The sequence below is a fragment of the Bartonella sp. AP72JLCBS genome, from assembly GCF_042195705.1.
Lineage (GTDB): Bacteria > Pseudomonadota > Alphaproteobacteria > Rhizobiales > Rhizobiaceae > Bartonella.
Genome location: NZ_JBHIOU010000006.1, coordinates 53,294 through 78,227, shown reverse-complemented (window position 1 = coordinate 78,227; position 24,934 = coordinate 53,294). Strand labels below are relative to the sequence as shown.

The 24,934-nt window shown below is 36.3% G+C and carries 22 protein-coding genes and 1 other RNA gene; 5 read left to right on the top strand and 18 right to left on the bottom strand.

All coding sequences use genetic code 11. The features are described from left to right. Positions 1 to 62 precede the first annotated feature (62 nt). The 12 genes from murD to ettA form a co-directional block, all read right to left on the bottom strand. Entirely contained in the window at positions 63 to 1,457 is a 1,395-nt protein-coding gene (murD, locus tag ACFILO_RS04745; RefSeq protein WP_375652718.1) for a UDP-N-acetylmuramoyl-L-alanine--D-glutamate ligase, read from the bottom strand. Between the two features lie 4 nt (positions 1,458 to 1,461). Next, on the bottom strand, positions 1,462 to 2,532 hold the full coding sequence (gene mraY, locus ACFILO_RS04740; protein ID WP_375611992.1) for a phospho-N-acetylmuramoyl-pentapeptide-transferase: 1,071 nt from the start codon (positions 2,530 to 2,532) through the stop codon (positions 1,462 to 1,464). Positions 2,533 to 2,554: 22 nt separating this feature from the next. Beyond that, complete coding sequence (gene murF / locus ACFILO_RS04735; RefSeq protein WP_375677920.1) at positions 2,555 to 3,976, bottom strand: UDP-N-acetylmuramoyl-tripeptide--D-alanyl-D-alanine ligase; 1,422 nt, start codon at positions 3,974 to 3,976, stop codon at positions 2,555 to 2,557. Further along, on the bottom strand, positions 3,973 to 5,424 hold the full coding sequence (locus ACFILO_RS04730) for a UDP-N-acetylmuramoyl-L-alanyl-D-glutamate--2,6-diaminopimelate ligase (RefSeq protein ID WP_375611990.1): 1,452 nt from the start codon (positions 5,422 to 5,424) through the stop codon (positions 3,973 to 3,975). Before ACFILO_RS04730 ends, murF begins: the two co-directional genes overlap by 4 nt. A 23-nt stretch (positions 5,425 to 5,447) precedes the next feature. Further along, positions 5,448 to 7,190 (bottom strand): peptidoglycan D,D-transpeptidase FtsI family protein, encoded by a 1,743-nt coding sequence (locus tag ACFILO_RS04725; protein ID WP_375652709.1) that lies wholly within the window; start codon positions 7,188 to 7,190, stop codon positions 5,448 to 5,450. Then, on the bottom strand, positions 7,190 to 7,594 hold the full coding sequence (locus tag ACFILO_RS04720; RefSeq protein ID WP_375611988.1) for a hypothetical protein: 405 nt from the start codon (positions 7,592 to 7,594) through the stop codon (positions 7,190 to 7,192). Before ACFILO_RS04720 ends, ACFILO_RS04725 begins: the two co-directional genes overlap by 1 nt. Beyond that, positions 7,591 to 8,589, bottom strand: a complete 999-nt coding sequence (gene rsmH / locus ACFILO_RS04715; RefSeq protein ID WP_375632326.1) for a 16S rRNA (cytosine(1402)-N(4))-methyltransferase RsmH — start codon at positions 8,587 to 8,589, stop codon at positions 7,591 to 7,593. Before rsmH ends, ACFILO_RS04720 begins: the two co-directional genes overlap by 4 nt. A 264-nt stretch (positions 8,590 to 8,853) precedes the next feature. After that, positions 8,854 to 9,244, bottom strand: an RNA gene (gene rnpB / locus ACFILO_RS04710) — RNase P RNA component class A. 83 nt (positions 9,245 to 9,327) lie between these two features. Then, on the bottom strand, positions 9,328 to 9,837 hold the full coding sequence (locus ACFILO_RS04705) for a lytic transglycosylase domain-containing protein (protein ID WP_375613362.1): 510 nt from the start codon (positions 9,835 to 9,837) through the stop codon (positions 9,328 to 9,330). A gap of 1,362 nt (positions 9,838 to 11,199) precedes the next feature. Further along, complete coding sequence (locus tag ACFILO_RS04700) at positions 11,200 to 11,577, bottom strand: hypothetical protein (RefSeq protein WP_375613361.1); 378 nt, start codon at positions 11,575 to 11,577, stop codon at positions 11,200 to 11,202. Positions 11,578 to 13,738: 2,161 nt separating this feature from the next. After that, positions 13,739 to 14,677, bottom strand: coding sequence for an ArsR/SmtB family transcription factor (locus ACFILO_RS04695; protein ID WP_375677919.1), 939 nt, complete (start codon positions 14,675 to 14,677; stop codon positions 13,739 to 13,741). Positions 14,678 to 15,343: 666 nt separating this feature from the next. Next, complete coding sequence (ettA, locus tag ACFILO_RS04690) at positions 15,344 to 16,993, bottom strand: energy-dependent translational throttle protein EttA (protein WP_375613359.1); 1,650 nt, start codon at positions 16,991 to 16,993, stop codon at positions 15,344 to 15,346. A 160-nt stretch (positions 16,994 to 17,153) separates the two neighbouring features. Here ettA and ACFILO_RS04685 point away from each other — a divergent pair, with 160 nt between their 5' ends. Together ACFILO_RS04685 and pncA are read left to right on the top strand one after the other, a co-directional pair. Beyond that, positions 17,154 to 17,690: a hypothetical protein gene (locus tag ACFILO_RS04685; RefSeq protein ID WP_375613358.1), complete on the top strand. Its 537-nt coding sequence runs from the start codon at positions 17,154 to 17,156 to the stop codon at positions 17,688 to 17,690. A 46-nt stretch (positions 17,691 to 17,736) separates the two neighbouring features. Next, complete coding sequence (pncA, locus tag ACFILO_RS04680) at positions 17,737 to 18,345, top strand: bifunctional nicotinamidase/pyrazinamidase (RefSeq protein ID WP_273790795.1); 609 nt, start codon at positions 17,737 to 17,739, stop codon at positions 18,343 to 18,345. Between the two features lie 453 nt (positions 18,346 to 18,798). Here pncA and ACFILO_RS04675 read toward each other — a convergent pair whose 3' ends face one another. Further along, positions 18,799 to 19,851: a DUF475 domain-containing protein gene (locus tag ACFILO_RS04675; protein WP_375613357.1), complete on the bottom strand. Its 1,053-nt coding sequence runs from the start codon at positions 19,849 to 19,851 to the stop codon at positions 18,799 to 18,801. A 359-nt stretch (positions 19,852 to 20,210) separates the two neighbouring features. Here ACFILO_RS04675 and ACFILO_RS04670 point away from each other — a divergent pair, with 359 nt between their 5' ends. Together ACFILO_RS04670 and ACFILO_RS04665 are read left to right on the top strand one after the other, a co-directional pair. After that, complete coding sequence (locus ACFILO_RS04670; protein ID WP_375611979.1) at positions 20,211 to 20,750, top strand: helix-turn-helix domain-containing protein; 540 nt, start codon at positions 20,211 to 20,213, stop codon at positions 20,748 to 20,750. A 389-nt stretch (positions 20,751 to 21,139) separates the two neighbouring features. Continuing rightward, a complete protein-coding gene (locus tag ACFILO_RS04665) occupies positions 21,140 to 21,319 on the top strand; it encodes a DUF1508 domain-containing protein (RefSeq protein ID WP_142416545.1) in 180 nt (59 codons plus the stop codon). A gap of 530 nt (positions 21,320 to 21,849) precedes the next feature. On the opposite strand, the gene ACFILO_RS04660 is transcribed toward ACFILO_RS04665, so the two are convergent. The 4 genes from ACFILO_RS04660 to ACFILO_RS04645 form a co-directional block, all read right to left on the bottom strand. Continuing rightward, positions 21,850 to 22,020 (bottom strand): hypothetical protein, encoded by a 171-nt coding sequence (locus tag ACFILO_RS04660; protein ID WP_375613355.1) that lies wholly within the window; start codon positions 22,018 to 22,020, stop codon positions 21,850 to 21,852. Between the two features lie 52 nt (positions 22,021 to 22,072). Then, a complete protein-coding gene (locus tag ACFILO_RS04655; RefSeq protein ID WP_375613354.1) occupies positions 22,073 to 22,384 on the bottom strand; it encodes a hypothetical protein in 312 nt (103 codons plus the stop codon). Positions 22,385 to 22,690: 306 nt separating this feature from the next. Continuing rightward, positions 22,691 to 22,945 carry a hypothetical protein gene (locus ACFILO_RS04650; protein WP_375611976.1) on the bottom strand — a complete coding sequence of 85 codons (255 nt, stop codon included), beginning with the start codon at positions 22,943 to 22,945 and terminating at the stop codon, positions 22,691 to 22,693. A gap of 15 nt (positions 22,946 to 22,960) precedes the next feature. Then, complete coding sequence (locus ACFILO_RS04645) at positions 22,961 to 23,086, bottom strand: hypothetical protein (protein ID WP_375613352.1); 126 nt, start codon at positions 23,084 to 23,086, stop codon at positions 22,961 to 22,963. Positions 23,087 to 23,695: 609 nt separating this feature from the next. On the opposite strand from ACFILO_RS04645, the gene ACFILO_RS04640 reads away from it, so the two are divergent. After that, positions 23,696 to 24,010 carry a helix-turn-helix domain-containing protein gene (locus ACFILO_RS04640; protein ID WP_007347852.1) on the top strand — a complete coding sequence of 105 codons (315 nt, stop codon included), beginning with the start codon at positions 23,696 to 23,698 and terminating at the stop codon, positions 24,008 to 24,010. Here ACFILO_RS04640 and ACFILO_RS04635 read toward each other — a convergent pair. Beyond that, entirely contained in the window at positions 23,934 to 24,116 is a 183-nt protein-coding gene (locus ACFILO_RS04635) for a hypothetical protein (protein WP_375611974.1), read from the bottom strand. The two genes, ACFILO_RS04640 and ACFILO_RS04635, sit on opposite strands and share 77 nt — an antisense overlap. Positions 24,117 to 24,934: the final 818 nt, after the last annotated feature.

Here is a 24,934-nt window from a genome sequence, read left to right as displayed (position 1 = left end):
ATTACACAAAAAAAGATTCTGGAGTCTTAACGCAAAAATATTTTTTTATAACTGATGCTTTTTTATTGTAACTGCATCACAAAAGAGACAAATGCTTCGCCTCGCATTTCATAATTTTTAAATTGGTCATAACTTGCACAAGCAGGTGACAAAAGAACCGTCACCTCTTTTGCCTGAAAACCCATTGCGTCAACAGCTGCTTCACGCACCGCATTTTTCAAAGTTAAGCTCATAGAAAAGGGAAAAGCAGATCCAATAGTGCGAGCAAATTCTTCCGCCGCGCTCCCAATCAAATAGGCTTTACGAATTTTAGGAAAAAATTCTCTAAGAGACTCTATTCCTCCCTTTTTTGCCTGTCCCCCAACAATCCAAAAAATATCATTAAAGGTGGAAAGCGCAGGAGCTGTTGCATCTGCATTAGTAGCCTTGCTGTCATTGATAAACAAAACCGCCCCCATTTTACGCACCTGCTGCATACGATGATCCAACCCTTTATAACTTGCCAAATGCTTGTTCACAGAAAGATCAGTTATTTTTAAAGCCTGCAATGTTGCTAATGCCATAAGGGCATTTTGCGCATTATGACTCCCACGTAACACCGCCATAGGAGCAAGATCTGCAAGCATATGGCGCTGTCCTTGACGAACAGAAAAGAGCTTGGTCCCATCTGCATAAAAACCATTTTCAACAAAATGATCCTTGGAAACTGCCTCAATTTGCTTCCCCTCATGAAGTAACTGTTGATATAAAACCCGACAAGCTGCATCATCAACTGAAATGAAAGCCTGAGAAGCCTGAGCAATCAGATGCCTTTTGGTTTGCACATAACAGGCAAAACTCCCATGTCGATCAATATGATCAGGTGTTAAATTCAATAAAAGTCCAATGGTCGGCTGAAGAGAGGGAGTAAGATCAATTTGAAATGATGAACACTCAATCACATAAATACGTTTTTTTACAAACGGTTTAAGGGTCAATATTGCCTTTCCGATATTTCCCCCCATCTGCACATCATAGCCCATTTTTTCCAACAAATGCGCAAGTAAAGACGTTGTGGTTGACTTCCCATTCGTCCCCGTAATCGCAATGAAAGGAACATCTTGGTCACAAAAACCATAAAGCTGTAAAAAATCATGGCGCGCACGAACAAATAATTCAATATCACCGATAATTTCTATATTTTTTTTTCGTGCTTTTTCAACAACCCAATGGGGTTGAGGATAATTTACAGGAACTCCAGGAGCTACAATCAATGCAACAAATTCTGACCAATCTTCATAACGGAGATCTCGTGTTGGAATATTGTGCCGAAAAGCCATTTGCACGCTTGAAGGACTATCATCCCACGCCACCACTTCTGCGCCACCGCACATCAATGCTTGTGCCGCCGCCAATCCCGACGTCCCTAATCCAAAGAGAGCAACTTTTTGACCTTTATAACACGCAACAGAAATCAAAATCTCACCGCAATTTAAGTGTTGAAAGACCTATGAGAGCGAGAACAATCGAAATAATCCAAAAGCGTATCACCACTTGGCTTTCAGTCCAGCCTTTTTTCTCAAAATGATGATGTATCGGTGCCATAAGAAACACGCGTTTTCTTGTTAATTTGAAATAACCAACCTGAATAACGACCGAAAAAGCTTCCACAACAAAAAGCCCACCAATAAGAACCAAAACAATTTCGTGTTTCGTAGCAACCGCAACAGTCCCTAAGAGTCCTCCAAGAGCCAATGAACCAGTATCTCCCATAAAAATAGCTGCAGGTGGTGCATTAAACCATAAAAAACCAAGCCCTGCCCCAACAACAGCTCCCAATAAAACAGCCAATTCACCTGTTCCCGATACATAATGGATTTGGAGATAATCAGCAAAATTCATATTACCAGAAAGATAAGCAATCAGAGCAAAAGATAAAGCTGCAACCATCACAGGAACAATAGCAAGGCCATCGAGTCCATCCGTTAAATTAACCGCATTACCCGTCGCAACAATGACGAAAGCAGAAAAAGGAATAAAAAACCAGCCCAAATTGATAAGATAATCTTTTAAAAAAGGCAAAGCTAATCCAGATGAGCCAATTTTCAAGATGGCAAAAGCCGCAATTGCCGCAACAAAAAACTCCAAGCTTAATCGTGCTTTCCCAGAAAATCCTTTGTCTGTTTGTTTTGTGACCTTAAGATAATCGTCATAAAATCCAATTCCCCCAAAAGAAAGCATAACCAATAGCGATACCCAAAAGTAAATATTCGATAAATTACCCCATAAAAATGCCGATACCACAATGCCGATTAAAATCATCAATCCACCCATTGTAGGTGTTCCAGCCTTTTTAAAATGTGTTTGAGGACCATCAGCACGAATCGGTTGCCCCTTACCCTGCCGCAATTTAAGAGAAGCAATGATGCTAGGTCCAAACAAAAAGACGATAAGCCCCGAAGTAAGCATAGCCGCTATCGTGCGAAAAGTAATATAACGAAATACATTCACACCTGGAAGCCAATCACTAAACGAAGAAAAAAATAGCATCATGGAACAAAAAAACCTCTTAAAACTATGAAGAAACCGCTTTATAGCGATCAAGCAATGCAGTCACAATATTTGATGAACAAAGGCTATTGGATGATTTAACCATAAGCAGATCCCCAGAAGAAATTTCTGCTAAAAGAAGCGATAAAATTTTCTCAATATTTTCAGCATAATGAACCTTAACACCAGCAGACAAATCACTGACTAAAGATTTCATCGCCTCACCAAATAGAAAAACCGGATTAGCACCAGAAAGACGTATTGGTTTTATTAAATCACGATGAAGCTTTTCACTATACTCCCCTAACTCTAGCATATCTCCTAAAATAGCAATTCGCCGCCCCCCTTTCCCTACAGGTCCTGTAGCAAGAAGCTCAAGTGCAGCACGCATAGAAGCAGGATTTGCATTATAGCTTTCATCAATGAGATAAAATTCACCCCCATTTGATAAAGACAGTCGATAACGAACACCTCGCCCCTTTTGAGAAGAAAAATGGCGAAAAGAAAGAAAAACAGGCTCTAGCTCAACCCCCATAGCATCACAAGCAGCAATAACCCCTAAACTATTTTGCACAATATGGCGCCCAGGAGCACCAATTTGGACCTCCCTATCCCGCCCCCCCATACGCACAATCATAGAAGAACTATCGGTTAGAAGACGTATATCATGCGCTTGATAATCAGCATCTTTAGTCTCACCAAAGCTTAAGATCTTTTTTACACCGCATTTCTTTGCTTTTTGAACGAGATAAGAAAAAAAATCACTATCCGCATTTAAAATGGCAATGCCTTCCTCATCCAATCCTTCAAAAATTTCAGCTTTTGCCTTTGCTATTTCTTCAAGATCCTTGAAAAAACCCATATGTCCTGCACAAATATGCGTAATGAGAGCAACATGCGGACAAACCAGTTTGACCAGAGGGCGAATTTCATCTCTGTGATTCATGCCAATTTCAAAGATACCATAATCACTCTCCACAGGCATCCGCGCTAAAGTGAGCGGAACCCCCCAGCAATTGTTTAAAGAAGCGAGATTCGCATGAACATTCCCAGCCGTTGCAAGTGCTTGTTTCAAAGCTTCTTTTGTCGTTGTTTTTCCCACCGATCCTGTTATCGCGATAATCTTAGCTCTTGAACGTTTGCGTGCAGCTTGTGCAAGTTGTTCTAAGGCTTTCAAAACATCAGGAACGACAATGAGTGGAGACGATATCTTTTTCATATCCCTCAAACGGTGTTCCGCAACGATAAGAACGCCTGCACCTCGTTCATAAGCTTGCGCAGCAAAATCATGACCATCAAGATGATGCCCTTTAATGCAGAAAAAAACATCCCCTTCCGCAAGAGTACGGCTATCAATGGAAACCCCAGAAAAAGTTTCTGGCAGGCTTCCCATTACAACACCATTAACTGCAGCAACAAGTGCTTGCTTATCCCATAAAGCTGTCATTTCTTTCGGTCCTCTAAAGCTTCTATCGCTTTCAGACGATCTGAAAAAGGATAAGTTGTCTGCCCTATAATTTGGCCATCCTCATGACCTTTTCCAGCAATGATTAATGTATCACCAACTTTCAAAAGCTCCACCGCGTAAGAAATAGCCTCTCCACGATCTGCTATCTCTATTGCTGTTGGCACCGCCTGTAAAATATCCTTGCGTATTTTTTCTGGCATTTCTGTGCGAGGATTATCATCCGTTACAATAACAATGTCCGCTTTATCCGCCGCAATTTTTCCCATCAAAGGTCTTTTCCCTTGATCACGATCTCCTCCACAACCAAAAACAACGATCAAGCGCCCTTGCGTAAAGGGACGAACAGAAAGCAAAACCTGCTCCAAAGCTTCTGGTTTATGGGCATAATCAATGTAAACAAGCGCATTATTTTCTGTCTTTCCCACAAACTCTAACCGCCCAGGTGCCCCCTGCAAAGTTTCAAGCGCAGAAAAAACCTTACGAGGTGAAACGCCCGTTGCAATTGCTAACCCCGCTGCCATAAGCGCATTGGCGACCTGAAAATCTCCAGCTAAAGGCAAATCAAATGTATAAATATTGTTTTCCACACGACACTCAATACACTGTTTTGAGCGTTGATGTTCGACACGATTAATCGTGATAAATTGCCCCTTACGACCAATTGTCAAGACACGGCGGCGCGCTTGTGTAACAACATCAATAACCTTTTGTGAATAAACATCATCAGCAAAAATCAAAGCAGGAGCAGATACAGGCAAAAGTGTATCAAACAACCTCATTTTAGCCCGCAAATAATCCTCTACCCCCGTGTGATAATCCATGTGATCTCGCCCTAAATTGGTAAAGGCACCAGCCGTTAAACGGACTCCATCAAGTCGTCCTTGGTCAAGCCCATGCGAAGAAGCTTCAAGAGCTGCATGAGTCACACCTTCATGAGAAATTTCATAAAGAAGACGGTGCAAGACGACCGGATCAGGTGTTGTGAGAGAACCATAAACATTCCGTTTAGGAGAAACAACACCAACCGTTCCTATACTCGCAGCACAAAATCCAGCATAAGTCCAAATTTGCCGAAGAAAAGAGACAACAGATGTTTTACCACTTGTACCAGTCACAGCAACAACCGTTTCAGGCTGAGAACCGTAAAAACGTGCAGCTGCCAACGCTAAACTATGACGAACATTAGAAACACGTAAAATGGGAACAGATAAATCCTCAAGAACAGCATGATAATCTGTAACGATTGCTCGTGCGCCACGCTTTATCGCATCATCTATATAGTGCCTTCCATCACTTTTTTTTCCTTGAACAGCGACAAAAACATAGCCTGGCAAAACTTGCCGAGAATCCACACTTATTCCTGTTATTTCTATTGAAGAAAGACTTTCATCTTCAACACATTCTGTAAAAACTGTTCCCAACAACATAATAACGCACCTTTATATTCATTTTACCGTTGTTTAACGAAACTTGAATTGCTCTTTTTACTTAAAAGAGGCTCATATTCTTTTTTAAAATCGGGTTTTACACCAAGAAAACTAGCTGTGCGACGAACAATATTAGCAAGCATTGGTCCAGCATTCATTCCCGCTGTTGCTGAACGCTGTCCCTCCTCTGGCTTTGGTTCATCGATAATTGTTAAAACAACATAAGCAGGATCTTCAATAGGAAAAGCAGCAAGAAAACTATTGAAATTTTTTGTTTTAGAATATTTTCCATTTTCAACTTTTTCAGCTGTTCCTGTCTTACCACCTACACGATAGCCTTCTACTTTTGCATTACGTCCAGAACCAATATCACTATTTAATTGATAAAGGTAACGCATATTTTGACTTGTTTTAGCCTGCAAAACCCGTTTTGCATGGTGCAGAGTTTGTTCTTTTGTCCGTTTTAAAAATGTCGGAGCAATTAACCAACCACCATTCATTAAAGCAGCAGCCCCGACAGCTGTTTGCAAGGGTGTTGTTGCCATACCATGCCCAAAAGAAATCGTCATAGAATGTATATCCTTCCAATGATGTGGCACAATAGGGTGGGCAACTTCAGGCAACTCTGTTGTGAGACGATCCAGTAATCCAAGTTTTTGTAAAAAACCACGATGTTTATCAATCCCTATCGCCAATGCCTCTTTAGCAGAACCAATATTAGAAGAATAAATAAAAACCTCCCATAACGTTAAGGGTCGATTTTTTCCATGAAAATCATGAATAGTATACCCACTACTTGCTTTTATTGGCTTTGAAGCATCAATAATACTGTTTAAATGAAAAATATTGGAATCAAGTGCCATGGCGGTCGTAAAACTTTTAATAATTGATCCCATTTCAAAAGCTCCTGCCGTCATCCGATTGAGACGATCACTTTTTAAAGCTTCGATAGGATTTCCAGGATCAAAATCTGGTAGTGATGCCAAAGCCAAAACTTCCCCCGTATGTATATTTAAAATAACAGCTCCTGCAGCAATTGCCTTATAACGCTTCATAGCCTGAATAAGTTCATCATGAACAATTGCCTGAACACGCACATCAATCGAAAGCTGAACTTGTTTTAACGATTCTTCCATGGCAAGACCAGCGGCACGCAAAGCACTCAACCCCGCATCATCAATATATTTTTCCATACCTGCAATGCCCTGATTATCAACATTCACCATACCGAGAATATGGGAAGTTACAGGTCCATCAGGATAAAAACGACGAATTTCAGTCCGAAAACCAATTCCTGGTATACCAAGAGCCATAATTTGCGTCTTCTGCATTGGTGTTAACCCCCGCTGTATCCAAGAAAAACTAGATTTTCTTTTTAAGCGCTTATAGGTTTCCTGCCAATTAAGATCAGGCAAAACTGTTGAGAGCAATTCAATTGTTTCATCCACATCAATAATACGTCGTGGCTCAGCAAAAAGTGAATAAGTTTTAATATCTGTTGCCAATAAACGACCATTACGATCAACGATATCAGGCCGTGCCATCAATTGAAGAACTCCAGGCCCTTTTGCTTCTTCAATCTGTCCACCTTCCAACCCATAAGAAATAAGGCAAGCCCCCATGATGCCATATAAAATTAAAAAGCAGAACAACGAAAAAAGCAAACGTGGACGACTAGAATAGGGACGACGAACAGAAACATTATAATTATTCAACGAATTCTTTAAGCGCTTTTTCTTCTGTGAGAATAAAAAAGTCGATTTCATTACTGCGCGCCTTTTTGGACAACACTATTGATCTGAGAAGCCCGATTATTTGTCAAAATATCTTGATTATCTTCCAAGATATTTTGTTTAATCACTTCTTCAATTTGATCATGTACCCGTACCGGAATGTCTTTAAACTCCACGATTTGACGCGGCTGTATAACCTCTAACCCAAGTTCTTTCTGATAACGTTTCGCAAGTTTTTGCATGCGTGAAGGCCTTATCATCACAGCCCACTCAGCATGAAGCAAACTTACCGTATTTTTTGCTGCAGCAATTTCATGCTCAAGATGAAGAACTTCGTTCATTCGCTTTTGAACATCATATTTTACCTTATAAGTAAGTCCTGCCATACAAATCATAATCAACACTAAAATCATATCAAATGTACGAAAAACTGTCATTTTTTGCTGCCTTCAAAACTGGCAATCTCTGCTAAACCAAATAATTTCATATCTGCTGCAAGAGCCTCTGCTTCAGTCCGTACACCAATACGCAACCTCGCAGAACGTGAACGAGGATTTTTCTGTAACTCCTCTTTAGTTGCCGTGATCCCACCTCGAAACAAAGGAAAAAATGTTGCTGGAGCAGCCTTCATTTCAGGCAGATAGCGTGATCTCATACACTCTCCAGAACGAGCCGAAAAAAATCTTTTGACCATACGATCTTCAAGAGAATGAAAACTGACAACCCCCAAACGACCTCCAGCTTTTAAAACGCGTTCAGCAGCAAATAAACCACATGCCAATTCACCAATTTCATCATTAACATAGATACGAAGAGCCTGAAATACACGTGTTGCCGGATGAATACGATCTCCCGGCTTACGTCCTATCAACGTTTCGATAGCATACGCCAAATCACCTGTACGCAAAAAAGGCTGCACAACACGACGCTTTTCAATCATACGTGCAATTCGCCCCGCATAACGCTCTTCCCCTAATATCTTAAAAATACGTGCCAAATCCCTTGCTTTTAAATGATTGACAACATCGCTGGCTGTAAAACCAGTCTGAGCCATTCGCATATCCAATGGACCATCTTTTTGAAAAGAAAAACCTCTTTCTGCTTCATCAAGCTGCATTGAAGAAACACCAATATCCAAAATAACTGCATCCACCTTCTCTTCAACGACACGATCGAGCTGTGAAAACGCCATATGGACCAAACGAAGGCGTGGAAAAAATTCTTCAACAAGCGATTGTCCTGCACTGATAGCATGAGGATCACGATCAAGAGCAATCACCTGTGCCCCTGCCTTTAACAAAGCGCGCGTATAACCACCAGCACCAAAGGTGCCATCAATCACTTTTGCTCCAACCAATGGCATAAGCCCAGCCAAAACTGGCTGTAACAACACTGGAATATGGCGTTCAGCTCTTTGATCCTGCTTTATCAAAATAATCCGTCTTGAAGTTATGCTGTCTTAAATCAACAGCTCTCTCATGGCAACTGATCTTAGAATAACCTAGCCTTCAACTTTCACATTAATCACAATGAACGAAAAAACTAAAGTTATCCCAAAACAGATCCTAACGCATTATACTTAAAGAAATGTTATAATTTTTTAAAACACTCTTTGCTCAAGTGTCCATTTCAAACACATAGACTCCATAAAAGACCATATATAATTGATCTTATAAAATATCGCGTATCATCATGAAATATCAGTCGGCCTATAAGCCGGGTTCTGTAGAGTAAAGCTTACACTTTACATGGCAACCATTCATCTGGGACGGATGTTACCATCCGCCTCGTGCAACCTACCCGAATGACTCGCCCGGAAATCGGCTGCAAATTAAATTTTGCACGTCATTTCTATTTGGTCTTGCTCCCGGTGGGGTTTACCTTGCCACATTCATTACTGAATGCGCGGTGGGCTCTTACTCCACCCTTTCACCCTTACCTATAAAAATAGGCGGTTTACTTTCTGTGGCACTTTCCCTAGGGTCACCCCTGCCGGGTGTTACCCGGCACCGTCTTTCCATGGAGCCCGGACTTTCCTCACCTGCCGTATTTCAGTATCAGACAAGCGCGGCTGCCCAGCCGACTGACATACTGATTTATAAAACATTTTCTGCTCCGTGAAAATAGCATCTTAAAATATTTTATGACAAACCTCTCTCAACAGATGTTTTTATTTTAATGAAGCCAGATAAGTCTTTACTTTTGCGCAATATTTCGCTGAAATAGAATTCATTTTTTTTGCAGCATGACCTGCGTTATATTTAAGGATTGTACCACACGTACTTCCACCACTGAGTTTATAGGCCCTTGCCAAATAACGCATACCATATTCAAGATTGGTCGCAGGATCGTACAAATCCTGTACAGAACCACTAAAGCCCAACCCTCGTGCCGTAGAGGGTTTAATTTGCATCAAACCTATTTCGCCAGCAGCCCCCTTTATACCTGCCTTATAATTACTTTCAACTTTTACAACAGCATGTGCTAAATTAACGGGAACATTATATTTATTCGCAAGTTTCTGAATAAGAAACTCATAAGGACGAGCAGAAATCTTAGAAGCAACAATCACTGAGGTTTCTCCTGATTCCGCAACATTTAAGACACTATGAGTCCAACTTATATCAAATACAAAAAATACAGCACATGCTGTATTTAACAAGATTTTCAAAAATTGCATTTTCTTTCTCTTCACTCAAACATTCTCAAATTCTAGCCGCAAGTAATTTGCAAATGTATTATACAAAAAAGAAAGCAAAAGAACGTCTTTAAAAAGGAAATAGTAAGACAATTTCAAGCTAAAATTATGAAATAAAAGAATATATCTTTATGCACAAGTCTCAGATTTCTCTATATCATAAAATAAAAAAATAAAAAGACTATAATTAATCTTATAGCGTATCAAATAAAATGATATAATCTATAACTTGCGGCTATCTCTGTTGTATCAATCAATTTTTATATTAAAAAAATAGCATCTGAACTAGATGTAATATTTTTTACATAAGATTATTAATTTTTTTATTGAGATCAATCCCTCAAAGAAAGAGAGACAAGAGCATCTTTTTACCGAAGATGCTCGATATCAAAAAAGGTTCACAAAAAATATAAACCGTTATCAACGCTTCTCTCTGATTAATAAACACCCACTGCACTCTTTATGTCCGATAAAACCTCAAAAAATCACAAAACAAATCCCCCCATCATTGCGCATAAAAAATTCATAAATATACTAAAACCATCATACTCTTTACCAATTCAAAATATTGGAACAGACTTTTAGCTCTCAAGATGTCTCAAAGAAGCTTTTTAATTCCTTTTTAAAAGAGTTTTTATCCACACAAGCCTCTACTTGTGGTATACAAGAAACTGATTTTAATTTTTTCACCATGGATAAATTTAAAATGAGAGGATTTTACAATTCTTAAGATTCTCATTCAATATAAAATGATAAATTATCATTATAAAACAATATACTAAAAAAGTTATATCCGTTTTTATCCCTACAACAAAGCTTAACAATTACTTGTGTCTATTTTTTTTGAAAAATGTTAGAAAACTCAATACCCCCAAAGCCTTTTTAAATAAAAATAGACCTCTCATCTTCATTCAAATATTTTTTCTTTGTCACAGACTATCATCTTATCAGTCTTGCACCTCATTTTCAGAAATCATACAAGTGGATAAATATCCTAAAATCCGTAGAACAAAAAAGCTTAAATCCTTTAAAAAATTTTATTTTCTCATATCAAATAAAAAAATAACCGGCATATAAAATGCAGTTAACGTGTTTTATTATAATCAATACTGCTTTTGTCATTGTAGCGATTGATAATGCAATTAACTTGGACCAATACCCTTGATAGACTTTCTATCACTCCTGTAATGATTGCAACATTACCCTTATACTCCAATTGCTTACCTTTTGAGAGATAAATTTTGTTAATACCTTACAAATTGATTATCTCCTCGCACTTTTCAAAATTTCACGAAAAGCTCTTTCTCCTTAAAATAAAACCCAAAAGCGCGATTAAAAAAATAGCTAAAAATAAGCATTAGCAACGGAAGGACGAGAAATCGCTTTCGAGAGAGCCATAGCAACAGTTTCACCAGATTTTTGAGCCTGCTCACGACTCTGACCACTTTTAGAAGCAAGCGCAATTACATCACGACGCAGCTGCGCAATAAACAACTCTTGCTGTTGAGGGGTCATTTTAGAAAGATGCTTGATAATATCTGGAAAAGATACGGATAATCTCTCTAATAACTCCTCCTCTGTTACATCAAGCTGCTGAGAAGAAAAAGAAGAGCGACCGGAAAAAAACTGATAAACAGCACTACTTTGAGAAGCAAAAAAGACAGCGCCAGAAATAAAAAATACAAATAAAATAAAAATAATACGATGTGAAAAAGATCCCATTATCTCTTACCTAAAGATCACAGAATACAAACATAGCTTCCTTTTATGATTCTCCTTATAACATGCAACAATGCCTCAATAAAGAAAAATCAAATTATTAAAAATGAATACGCTAACACTATCCGCCCAATAAGACTCGCCCCTCTATGTATTTAGGTACTATAGGCGAAACAATAACAGATCTTACACTCCCCCCCTAATAACACCTTACATTTCCTAAAATAATTACAAAAAGCCTGACTGAGGAAATCCTCAGTCAGGCCAGACAATCTAGGGGATCCACGCGGGGGGGGGGGGAGGAGGTTCCCCGATTGTCCTCTTACATCAACCACTAAGATAGCCGATGCAATATTCTTGCTATGGAATAAAATTCTTTAAACAACAAGAAATTCTTATCATCTTCTACGCAAAAAAACATAAAAGAATTATAAATTGTTTAAAAATGTTTAAATTTAGGCAAAAAAAGTTCAAAATGACCCAATTTGAAGCAATTTTATTTCAAGAAGCATCAATTAGAATCTACGATCATTATAACTTTTAAATAGTTTCTTTCATAACTCTGATGATCATATAAAAAAACAGTAATTTCTACGTATCCACCCTATAAAAATCAAACTACGTAAAAGTAGAATCACTTTTCCAACAGCAATCACCACAAAAAGAAAAACGTAGATTTTTAAAATCTTACACAAATAACCGTAAAAAATGGAAAACATCTTCTTGCAAGAAAGCTATGAATTATTTAAATAAAACAATAAATTAGAGAAAATAAAATCTTATCTATCTTTATAAAAAATTTCTGTAAATGATCATTAAAATATTGTTACATCCCTCATGTAACAATCAATGAGGAACTTAAACAGCTTAATCTTATGAAAAAATGAGAGCTCTGAAGGTATTTGTTTCGAATCACGCCCCATCGTCATTCCAAATAACGATAAACCATTTTACAATAACCAACAGTCTCTAACGCATTTTAACATAATAAACCGAAATCAATGCAGACATTTTCTCTTAATCTCTATCATTTAAATGATCCCGTAAAATAATACACACAGTAGTTTCTATGCTCAAAAATTTTTATAATCTGTTCTTCTAACGTAAACAATTCATTGATTTACAATCATAACTCATCATTTTACAATTTACATGAGAGATCTCAAGAACGTAAGGTTCCCTTATTTTAAATCTTCGTCTATTGAATTAATGAATAGCCATACTATAGCACATCACAAACAAGAAGAAGCATATGGATAAAAAACATAAAACGATGATGCCGGCTTACAACTTTTACTTAAACTAAAGACGATGATGCCCTATCAATTTTACGCTATACCCACGGACTGCGTCATAAGATGAGCGGCAAACATAAAAAGAAAGAAAATACTTTTGGCAAAAACAATGGACTTATTTAATAACCTTCATAACTTCTCATGATAAAGAGATACGAAACTTTAGTGTAATATCACACTTTTCTTTCCTACTTTCAGCCACAGACTATCCCTAGATCATCGCCGATCTTATTTTTATGAATATAATGCATTGTCTTACCCTTTTACTTTTTCGTCTTTTTAGAGCATCTTTTTGCACCCCTCACTAAAAGTTCCAACGTACTCCTTATCTAAAAACCTGTTTTAAAGAGATATTTTAAGATCTATTGGGCACCACCATCTTTGACATTTATGAAGGTATGAGCCTTCACTATGATTATATTGTGCGGCATTATATCATATTGCAGCCGTTCTCACATTTAGAAGATGTATTTTCTTTTACAAACGGTATCATTAAGATAAATACCTTCTTTTGTAGCAGACAAACAGACTCTTTCGGATTCTGAAACAGGAAATTTGAAATGAAACAACATTCCTGTATTTAAACCTCTTATTGAGTCTAAAAAAATCAATGATCTTTTAAAATCAATATATTGGCTAATAACATAAATATGATATCAAGAACACCTTAAATAATGATCCTCATAGGCTTAACTCTATAGAAGGTGCTTCATTATACAGCCTACACGCCGCTATAAAACACCAATACTCCCATATAAAAACATAATACAAATGTAAAAAACAATAGCTTATCAATGATTGAATAAAGTTTTATCTCTACGCTATTCCTTGAGAAAAATCAGAGTATAAAGCACGTTAACAAACGCGATTTATGCAAAATCTACTTGTTTATCTTTGATATCGTCAACCAATAAACGCGGATCACGAGCAAGCCAAAGCGTAGCAATCCCCTCCTCACTGTTTTCATTTTGTATAGGAGTAAGACAAACCGTTTGTTCTAGAACAAGTCCCGCATTTTTAAGCCATTGTTCTATTTGTAAAGCCGAAAATCCAAAACGCATATGCACTTGATCAGAATATGAAGACTCAATTTCATGATAACCAAAATCCACAATCAATAAACGGCCATGAGGACGCAAAACACTTGATATCTCATGAAGGAATATTTCAGGATTTTCAAGAAAATGTAAAACCCAATGAAGAATAACTAAATCAAAAGTTGTATCTCCAACAGACAAGTGAAAAACATTGCTATCAAGCACAACTTGAACCGCATGCGTATAAAGATTAGAAAACAATTTTAAGATAGAGTCTCCACCTCTTCCAATATTCAACATCGTCTGAAATGGTTTATCGCCAATGATTTCAAGTAACGAGTTTTCTACACCATGATCTGCCATATAGGATGACCGTAATACATCCCGTTGCAACGCATTTTGTAAGAAATGCTTCTTCCTCGTTTTTTGACGCTGCTTTTTAACATCCTTCAAACGTTCTAAATCATGCGCTAACAACACATCATCCTTTGGCAAAGCCGAAAGAATACCTATCACAATGTCTTTACCCCAAAAATCATGACAAAGCTTAAAATAAAGGTTATCCCCCTTCTGATAACGCTCAATCAATCGTGCTTCGTACAATAAACGTAAATATCGTGATATACACGCTTGCGACTGATCAAGAATAAAAATAAAATCAGGAATTGTTAAATCTTCATGATGTAAGAGCCTAAGAACACGTAAATGGCTTACTTCTGCGACCGCTTTCAGCAGCACAATCATTGCATCTAAACTTGCACTTTTTTTCATAATTATCCCCTAAACATTCCTATAAACATTTGTTTATAGGAAAAAAAGTCAAGCATACAACGCATATTCTCATCTATTTTGCTCTCTCTATTTTATCATACTATGAAAAAAATAGGCTAATGTAAAAAACGAACAGATCTTATCTCCCTGCTTCTCGTTATAATGAGAATACATTGATTTATAATAATAATTCATTTTTAACTTGAATAAAAAACCGGAATACCGTAGATTTTTCTCATTTCAAATCTATTCATGATAAATCAATCCAAATCATTCTCTTACAGCTCATAAACGGAGGGGACAGATGGATAAAAATACCTTTTATGCCCACCTAAAAACAAGAACTGCATACTATTGAGAAAAAATAACATGATAATGCCAGCTTGCATTTTTATTAAGTAAAGATGATAATGCTCAATGACCAAGGCATTTGTAGAAGTAATACTATACGCTCCATCCCCTCCTTTTCATTGCAGTTTTACAAAAAATAACCGGTTATATATCATGAGTAAAATAACCCTATTTAGGTCATAATTTCATAAAGTGTCTCTTACTCTTTTCAATGAATAAAAACTCCCACAGAGTACACACACACTTTATTTATGAAATAACAAACGCAATAAAATACACTATTATTCTAACAAAGTTGCGATAAGATAAAAAATTCTAGCGTGTAAGAGGTTTATAATTTGCATGCTTAGGATTAAGAGATTCCGCCCCAAGACGACGAACTTTATCAGCCTCATATTCAGCAAAATTACCTTCAAACCATTCTACATGACCATCACCTTCAAAGGCTAAAATATGTGTTGCCAATCGATCAAGAAACATACGATCATGCGATATGATAACTGCACAACCAGCGAAATTTTCCAATGCATCTTCCAATGCACCCAATGTTTCAGTATCAAGATCATTTGTCGGTTCATCAAGAAGAAGCACATTTCCCCCCTCTTTTAGAAGTTTCGCCAAATGTACGCGATTGCGCTGCCCTCCTGATAAATTTGCCACCTTCTGCTGCTGATCTGCCCCCTTGAAATTAAAAGCCCCGCAATAAGCGCGGCTATTCATCTCATATTTGCCTAATTTAATAATGTCATTTCCACCAGAAATTTCCTCCCAAACAGTTTTATCCCCCACCAAGGAATCGCGACTCTGATCCACATAACTCATGTGAACTGTTTCACCGATACGTATCTGACCTGAATCGGGCTTTTCCTGTCCCGTCAACATTTTAAACAAGGTCGACTTTCCCATACCATTGGCCCCAATAACGCCGACAATGCCACCAGCAGGAAGTTTAAAAGAAAGAGAATCAATCAATACACGTTCACCATAAGCTTTAGAGAGATTATCAACCTCAATAACAACTTGTCCTAACCTTTCTCCAATAGGAATAATGATTTGCGCCTCTCCAGGACGGCGCTCACGTGCTGCTTGAACCAACTCATCATAAGCCTTAATCCGAGCTTTTGACTTTGCTTGTCGCCCTTTTGGACTAGAAGCGATCCATTCTTGCTCACGTGATAAAGCACGTTGACGCGCTGCCTCTTCACGGCCTTCCTGAGCCAAACGCTTGGCTTTAGCCCCCAAATAAGCAGAATAGTTCCCCTCATAAGGAATACCTCTACCGCGATCTAATTCTAAAATCCAACCCGTTACATTGTCGAGAAAATAACGATCATGGGTTATCAAAAGCACAGCCCCAGGATATTCACGTAGATGCCTCTCAAGCCAAGCCGTCGTTTCAGCATCTAAATGGTTTGTCGGTTCATCCAAAAGTAATAAATCAGGTTTTGACAAAAGCAATTTACAAAGTGCAACACGCCGCTTCTCACCACCCGAAAGTTTTGTTACATCCCCATCGGCTGGCGGACAGCCAAGAGCAGCCATAGCCATTTCCACTTGACTTTCTAAATCCCAAAGATTCTGACTGTCAATAATGTCCTGAAGCTGTGCGCTTTCATCAGCCGTTTCCTCGCTATAATTCATCATCAATTCGTTATAACGCTCAAGAATTTCCTGTTTATCTGCAACACCTTCCATCACATTACCACGCACATCTTTGCTCGCATCAAGCAAAGGTTCTTGTGGTAGATAACCACAGCGTGCTCCTTCAGAAATCCATGCTTCTCCCGTATATTCCTTATCTAGCCCAGCCATAATACGTAAAATAGTTGACTTCCCTGCACCATTCGGCCCTAAAATACCGATCTTCGCATCTGGATAAAAAGACAAATGAATATTTTCTAGAACTTTTTTATTGCCGTAAGACTTGTTAAGCCCAGCCATATGATAGATAAATTGACGTGCCATAAATTTCTCTTTATATTATGCGATATTAAAGATTAGGATTTTGAAAAAACTGCTTTTGCTTTTTGAAACTGTACAGTAAATAGCACTTACGTCGTATCAAAAGCTTTCGCTTTATATTGGTACATTTTTTCTAATCTCACAAGCCCCAGTATGGTCCTGAATGCAAAAAAACATCCCCCTAAAGAGCAAAAAGCAAATCTTTTTAGCTGTACCTGAAACCTGTTATCAAACATTGCCTCTCTTTTCCATACCAGATATAACATTGTATTTTTATCGTATTAAACCGACTTATCAATGTAATATGGTACCACAAAGAAAAGCAATTCTCTATGCGCCTTCTTTTCTCGCTTTATGGGCTTTATATTACGCAGTAAAAAATCCTTCTCTTTTTTCATCGATTTTTTGCTACGGAAAGCAATGGACTTCACCCCTTGCCTTGATATGGCTTAAATTACGTTTACAAAACGACCGCCGCCTTATGGGATCTGACGTCCCAAGCCCAATGATCATGAAAGCTTTGCATCAACACGTAGCAACAAATGAATACAGTGCCCTTCCCATTGGTACGTGGTTACAATTCGTAAAAAACTATAAAGCCAATTGTAAAAACTTATCCATCCCCCTCTTTTGGCTTGATAATTATAAAAATAATATCAATATCCAGCACATCATTTCAAAACTTCAAGACGACATATAGCTTTTTAAAAATACGATAAAAGCTCATCTCGTATAGGAATATATTTATGGAAAAAAAAGCCTTAATCGTCATTGATGTTCAAAATGACTTCTTACTAGGTGGAGCACTTGCCGTACCTCAAGGTGATGCTATTTTACCCGCCGTCAATAATCTCATAAATCATTTTGACCACGTTATCTTAACCCAAGACTGGCATCCCAAAAACCATTGCAGCTTTGCTTCCTGCTATCCTGAAAAAAAGCCCTATGATACAGTCATTCTTGACTATGGTCCTCAAATACTTTGGCCTGATCATTGCATACGAGGAACACAAGGAGCAGAATTCCATCCATCTCTTAGAGTAGAAAAGGCACAACTTATCCTTAGAAAAGGCTATAATCAAAAAATGGATAGCTATTCTGCTTTTCTTGAAAATGATCAAAAAACACCAACAGGTTTACAAGTTTATCTCAAAGAACATGGTTTTACTAAGCTCATTATGTGTGGCTTAGCAACTGATTTTTGTGTCGGATTTTCTGCTCTTCACGCTATGCAATGCGGTTTTAAAGTCAGTGTTTCATTAAATGCCTGTGCTGGTATTGATGTAAACGGATCACTAAACACTATGCTTAAAACAATGAACGAAGCCGGTATAGAACTTTTAATGGTCTCTTAAAATATCCTTCTCTAATCTACCATTATAATACACTGATTTATAAAGGATAAATCATTTTGCACATATTTAAGTAAGAGTCCAGAATATCGTAAATTCTCTCATTTCAAACCTGTTTCAAAACCATTCTCTTACACGTTACAAAGAGAATCCAATGTATGAATAGAAATCGTTCAAAAAAACATGCAAAAAGGCCTCTTATGAACCATTAATGCAAAAGTTTGTCATAGTATTGAAAGCTGGTAAAAAGTATAACATCAGCTTTCTATCTTATATTTAGGTCAAAAAGTATCCTAGAGATTGTACATTATTGGCTTCATGGGTAGTATCATGCAATGAACTCAACTTTAAAAAAACGCAAATAAGCAATAAAATAGTATTTTATTTTGCATAAAAGACCTCTTTCTATTCAAAGATATGCGATAAACAAAAGTGTGAAAAAGGAAGAAATCTCCATTACTTAGATACAACATGTTTATCTAATTGACGATGCTTAAAACGAATCGAAGAATATAATGCCATTCCAATAATACAGACTCCCACAAGTCCTGTTAAAACTTCAGGAACCGATATAATCGTTTGCAGATACATAATCACTGCAAGAACTAGAATTGCATAAAAAGCACCATGCTCTAAATAACGATAATGCAATAATGTTCCTGATTCAACCAACATAATTGTCATAGAACGAACGTAAAATGCTCCGATACCAAGACCTATCGCAATAATAAAAAGGTTGTGTGAAAAGGCAAAAGCACCAACCACGCCATCGAAAGAAAAACTAGCATCAAGAACTTCTAAATAAAGAAACGCCCCTACTCCCCCGTGAGCTACTGTTGTTAAAGTCTTTTGAGGAGTATCCAAGAGATGACCGACAACTTCAACACCGATAAAGGTCAAAAGTCCATAAAGTGCTGCCAATAAAAAAGTTATTTTATTTTCTGCATCAATCTGAGCTGAAACAAATAAGATCAAAATCAAAACAATTGCAATATCAATTCCAACAAGTGCCCCAAACTTTTGAGCAGGTCTCTCTATAACATTAAGCCAATGTACTTCTTTTTCAGAATCAAAAAAATATTTTAAGCCAACCATCATAAGGAAAGTTCCTCCAAAAGCAGCAATCCCCATATGCGCATCGGTTAAAACTTCAGCATATCGATGTGGTTCCCATATCGCTAATTTGACTGCCGCAATTGGATTAATCCCAACAGCAACGACAACCACCAATAATGGAAAAACAATTCTCATCCCAAATACAGCTATCAAAATGCCCCATATAAGAAAACGACGACGCCACAATGGACTCATTCTACTAAGAACACGCGCATTGATAATAGAATTATCAAAAGATAAAGAAATTTCCAAAATTCCTAAAACAAAGCAAATAAAAAAATATTTAAGAAAACCAGTAATACTTTCCGTTTCAAACCAACCAATAACCCCTCCTAAAAAGACACCAATAATCGTGAAAAAAAAAGCAAACCCAAAATAGCGTAATAGGGCCATGATCATTCCTCAAAGTTTATTTTCTACTTCATCTAAGCACACCCAGTACCAATCCAAAGTTTGCATCTCTTTAAAGTTGCATCTATTAATGCAGAGGTGTATAGAATATATATGGTAAAGTTACATGAAAATTCTCTCAAAAAAAGCAAGAGACAAATGTAGCAACAAGGAATTTTGTTTTGAAGTGAATATCAATTGTCAATACAATAAGTGCAAGATTGCTTTCTATCTACATAAATAAAAAAAATAACAAGAAATTAAAGCTATAATATTGACATTATATCATAGAATATTAATACATAGTGTGCTTTTATTATTTAATGATTTATACCATGATGATTTACCGAGGGAGATAATTCGTGGCACGTCCTGAAACTGAATCAAAAACCATATTTGGAAAACGTTTACGTTATGTACGTCTTGCTTTAGGCGATCCATCACGTGAAACCTTAGCTAAAAGTTTTAGCATGACAAAAAATTCCATTGCTTTTTATGAGCGTGGAGAGAGAGAACCCAATCTTAGTGTCTTACAAACATACCGCACGTTATATGGTGTCAATATTAATTGGCTTTTAACTGGACAAGGAAAAATGTTTGACACCGAATATACAAAAGGTGATTTTGACTGGAATTATTTTATTAAAAAAATCGAGGGACTGGAAGAAACACTTGCCGATAGTGATCGTAACGAAAAACTAAATCAAGAAAAAATCGACAGTTCTTATGAAAAATTGCAGCAATATTTGTCAAGACAAGGTTTATCAAATGGTTTTAACCCTAAAACTACAACCTCTCTTATCGATATGAAAGCTAAAATGGCCAATTCTTATACCCTTAGCTTATTCATTGATTTACTCATTCGAAGCGTATCCCAAAAAGAGGTTATAGCTAATCAATAAACGTCTATTTCAAAAGAAAAAGCAAGAAATGATTAAACACCAGTATGGAAAGAAGTATTTTTTTACTTTATCCGTGCTGGTGAAGTTTTATATAATTTATAAACTTTATTTCTGTAACGACAGAAAAATATTTGCATTGTAAATGAAAGTATAGTGTCTTTAAATTAAAAACAATAATTTTATAGTATGAAATTCTCATTCACATCTTATTGACAATAAATTTTTTCTTGTTAAAAGAATAATAGCTCTCATAGAAATTATTTTTTAAGGTCAGAAAATTTAAGGGGAATATATTGACGACTTCCTAGAGAGACATACATTAATGTTTACAAGCGGATTAGTTAAATATTTATCCTGAAAATTATCAGCTATTTTATGAGGTGGGAAGCATGTATTTTGAGGTGTTTCAAGGAGTTCACAATCAATGGTACTGGCGTTTAATCTCAGGAGATGCACAAAAAATTGCTTTTTCTAGTAAAGGTTATCCAACAAAACAAGATATCCTAATCAATATTGAGCAAATAAAAGAAATTACACATAAGGCTCTTATTAGAGAACTACAGTCCTAACGTTCTTTACCATTAAAACAAGCGTTTATTTTGTATAATGGTATGGTAGTTACTTTTGTGACAAATGAAAAGTGATTGATTTGCCCTCAATGAGAGGAAGTTTTTGTATTATTTCTGACACTCACAAAGAACATTCATATTCTTACAGATTATATGTTTATTTTCAATCATACTCAAATCTCTATAGCCTTTATCAAAAAGAAAATCTCTTAAGTTTTGTATTTTTCATAAAAAATAAACGCACATGAAGAGAAGATAAATCATCAATGAGAAATATATTTACTCTACAAGATATTAATATCTTTTACGTTCATATTCCTCTTCTGTATCTGATAATCATAACTGACTTACCCATTTCATCTTCATAAAAAGCAAATATCTCTTTCTTTCTATTATCATGCAATTTTTTATACCTATTAGCTGAAACTATCGTAGCATTTATACCTTACATCTAAAAAGAACGTGCAAAACTGTTTCCAGCAATAATATAAAATTGCTGGATTGTATAGACGCGCTTTTTAATAACTAGCCTACCTATAAACTGGTTTATCATCATAAACTCTTATTTTATGATCAACGACGCTCTGTCTTATAACCTTAAATGTTGTCATAAAATCAGAGTAAACTTGAATATTCTCTTCCAATACAATCTCTCCATCAGCACCATAATTGGCTTCATTAAAGTTTATCTCTCTCGTCATTCCAATCTTCCTAACACATTTCCAAACCCTTTAATGCAAAATATGAATACAATCACTCTTTATCATCTTCAGATTTAAGCATTTTTTTATATTTCTTTTCATTTTTTTCATATTGCTTAATTTGTTTTTTCAGTTTTTCAATTGCTTGGTCGCGTCTTTTAATCACCATACTTTGCTCTCTAATAGCCCTATCTCGTTCTTCAGTCATCTTCATAGAATCTCTTAAAAACTCATGCTTTATTCTTCTAGATTCCTCTTTTAAAATTTTCACTTGACTGCGATAATATAAAGAAAATCGAAATATAACCCCGCTGCACAACAAAACAACAATCATTGCTCCCAATAAAATTTCGTTTACACTCATTTGGATCTCCCTTAATTGTCGCTCAAGTGATGATCTTGACCAATTTGTTTCATCCTCAATCAAAAAAAGAATGCAATAAATTGCATGTTCCAAGTGTGAACAATCACTCTCGGCGTTCTTATTTTCTCCATTAAAGCATTGATAAATGACGCAAACAAATCTCTGAAAGCGGCTAAATCTACACTCACACCAATTATTTGCGACACATTTATTGACACAAAATACAAAAAATAAGGAACGTCAAATAAAACTAACGACGCAATCCAATCATACAAGCCTTGCCCAAATCGTTCCTATCTTCCTTTTTTACGCCATGTGGAATGCGGCTATATATGAAAGTTTTTCATTATTACAAAAATCTTCAGTGTCACAAAGCACAGCATTTCTGTAAAATTTTGCCTTCCCACAAATCTTTACATCACCACAAACTAAAGCATCATTATAAACTCGAGCCTTTCTAAAATCACGAGTATCACCACAAAATTCAATACATTGAGCATTCAAAACTTGATCAAAAAAGACCGCATTAGCATAAACATATGCATCTCCACTCATATTCAAATAACGATAAAGTTCTTATTTTTCATAAACATGCGAACTCTTACGAACAACTAAACAACCATATGTTAATGCATTGTTATCAATAACAATATCATTATAAACACAGACTTCATTATAAACCGCAGCATCATAAAAACACATTCATCCCCATAAGGGCATTGATCGAATGTACAATTCTACCAAACAACCACCTTTGTGGATCAGATTACCTTCCTGTTTAATAAAATATCCAAGATCACTTTTTTGATATTTCCCATTTTTTTACGCATATATAGGATATACCATCTGATAGTGATCTAATTTATTACAATAAAGAAGAAATCAGTATTCTTTATCTATGCAATTTACATCTTTTCTACAGCCATTATCCTATCTCTTAAGGCTCTAAAGCTTCGTTATATTCACACACTACCTCAACGCAGAATTTTTTTTACAAATTCTGATGTTGGGGTATATCTTGATTTATAATGCTGCTACGTATACTATCATAGTGAAATCTCATAAACATACGAGTGTGTATCGCCCTTTCTGGTATACACATTTGCTTTTTCACAACCGTGGAACTAAGCAACCATTTTTATTGATTCGAATCTGAAAGTGTATGGGGACATTTTGTTATTAGTTAAAAACAACTCTATATGCTTCCTTAGCGAAGAGCTACACATGGATATTTTCACGCTCCTTGTATCATATATTCTGGATTCGCAACGCAATATTAACGCTATAGCGTAAATATGTAAAGGTCTAAAAATGACAAAGACTGAAAAAGATTGGTTCCAACGCTTAGTTGAATTGATAAAAAGTGACGGACGAACAATGATTGAAATAAGCAGAGCTGCAGGCTGTGGACAAAATTACGTCCAACAAATGATAAATGGAGGCAAGAGGCCTTCTGTAGATAAACTCATGGCTATTTTGAATACACTGGGAAATGCTAGTGCCATATATGTAATAACTGGTTTCAACATCTCCGATGAAGACTTAAAACTCATAACTTTGATTTCGTCTGGAGATAAAAAGAAGATTGAAGCCTTAAATGTTCTGTTGAATGAGCAGAATCTGTAGCATTTTCTACTTTATCCAATATCGCTTGCTTTTGAGACGTCGATAAAGACTCCCATTTCACAATAATATCAGATAAAGTTGTTTCAAATTTTTTATCATTCTTCATAGTCATACTCCATGTAGTCACACTATATAACGCTAAAGCGTTTAAAATATATCTCATACCTTAGAAAAAAATATTTGCAATAGGCAGTATGGAAGCAATTGTGTACAAACTTATTTTACAAAATCAGATGAAGTTCTATTAGTCATGTACCATGGTGAAACAGAAAGCATCACACGATCCAGACCTTCTTATGAAAATTGGTATAATCTATCAAAAACGCGAATAATGTTACGCAGATCTTGCGATTCGGACCAATAAAAACTAATGTGAAAATATCCCTGAAGACACTCCTGAACTCTATATAAGAGAACACGAAAAAGCTTTTTTGAAAAAAATACATCACAATTTATTCTACATAGCACCATCTATGTTTTTTTAACAATATTGCAAAGCGAGAATATAACAATGTTATAGGAATAAATTCTTATAAACAGAGCCACACTACCTAAAACTCTGTAACACATTTACAGGTAACCTCCCCTCTAAACGCACCTTGTAAATACTAATATAAGTCTCTATCATAAGCAAAAATGATACTATCAAAAAAATAAAACGAATCACCCCGCACAATCTTTGTACGTAAATTTTATATAGATTTACAACAAGAGAGAAATTCCCTTATGCAAATGACGAATTATATTTTAAAAGTATGACTTTGAAGAAGAAGTATACTTTTCCAAAAAAACACCCTCCCTGCCAATAATTTTTCATAAGAGAAAAAACTCATAATAAAGATAAAACTCTCTATACGATCAATACGAGAAAAATGTTAGCAATACAAAAAAGTGCTAGGGTTACCGCAATATTGCCAATTCCTT

Excerpts from the sequence above, each read along its gene's own strand:
- ACFILO_RS04675 (WP_375613357.1), bottom strand. The coding sequence starts at position 19,851 with ATGGCCCTATTACGCTATTTTGGGTTTGCTTTTTTTTTCACGATTATT.
- pncA (WP_273790795.1), top strand. The coding sequence starts at position 17,737 with ATGGAAAAAAAAGCCTTAATCGTCATTGATGTTCAAAATGACTTCTTA.
- ACFILO_RS04665 (WP_142416545.1), top strand. The coding sequence starts at position 21,140 with ATGTATTTTGAGGTGTTTCAAGGAGTTCACAATCAATGGTACTGGCGT.
- ACFILO_RS04635 (WP_375611974.1), bottom strand. The coding sequence starts at position 24,116 with ATGAAGAATGATAAAAAATTTGAAACAACTTTATCTGATATTATTGTG.
- mraY (WP_375611992.1), bottom strand. The coding sequence starts at position 2,532 with ATGATGCTATTTTTTTCTTCGTTTAGTGATTGGCTTCCAGGTGTGAAT.
- murF (WP_375677920.1), bottom strand. The coding sequence starts at position 3,976 with ATGACAGCTTTATGGGATAAGCAAGCACTTGTTGCTGCAGTTAATGGT.
- ACFILO_RS04730 (WP_375611990.1), bottom strand. The coding sequence starts at position 5,424 with ATGTTGTTGGGAACAGTTTTTACAGAATGTGTTGAAGATGAAAGTCTT.
- ACFILO_RS04725 (WP_375652709.1), bottom strand. The coding sequence starts at position 7,190 with ATGAAATCGACTTTTTTATTCTCACAGAAGAAAAAGCGCTTAAAGAAT.
- ACFILO_RS04705 (WP_375613362.1), bottom strand. The coding sequence starts at position 9,837 with ATGCAATTTTTGAAAATCTTGTTAAATACAGCATGTGCTGTATTTTTT.
- ACFILO_RS04700 (WP_375613361.1), bottom strand. The coding sequence starts at position 11,577 with ATGGGATCTTTTTCACATCGTATTATTTTTATTTTATTTGTATTTTTT.
- ACFILO_RS04660 (WP_375613355.1), bottom strand. The coding sequence starts at position 22,020 with ATGACGAGAGAGATAAACTTTAATGAAGCCAATTATGGTGCTGATGGA.
- ACFILO_RS04720 (WP_375611988.1), bottom strand. The coding sequence starts at position 7,594 with ATGACAGTTTTTCGTACATTTGATATGATTTTAGTGTTGATTATGATT.
- ettA (WP_375613359.1), bottom strand. The coding sequence starts at position 16,993 with ATGGCACGTCAATTTATCTATCATATGGCTGGGCTTAACAAGTCTTAC.
- ACFILO_RS04645 (WP_375613352.1), bottom strand. The coding sequence starts at position 23,086 with ATGTGTTTTTATGATGCTGCGGTTTATAATGAAGTCTGTGTTTATAAT.
- ACFILO_RS04640 (WP_007347852.1), top strand. The coding sequence starts at position 23,696 with ATGACAAAGACTGAAAAAGATTGGTTCCAACGCTTAGTTGAATTGATA.
- ACFILO_RS04695 (WP_375677919.1), bottom strand. The coding sequence starts at position 14,677 with ATGAAAAAAAGTGCAAGTTTAGATGCAATGATTGTGCTGCTGAAAGCG.
- ACFILO_RS04685 (WP_375613358.1), top strand. The coding sequence starts at position 17,154 with ATGCAAAAAAACATCCCCCTAAAGAGCAAAAAGCAAATCTTTTTAGCT.
- ACFILO_RS04655 (WP_375613354.1), bottom strand. The coding sequence starts at position 22,384 with ATGAGTGTAAACGAAATTTTATTGGGAGCAATGATTGTTGTTTTGTTG.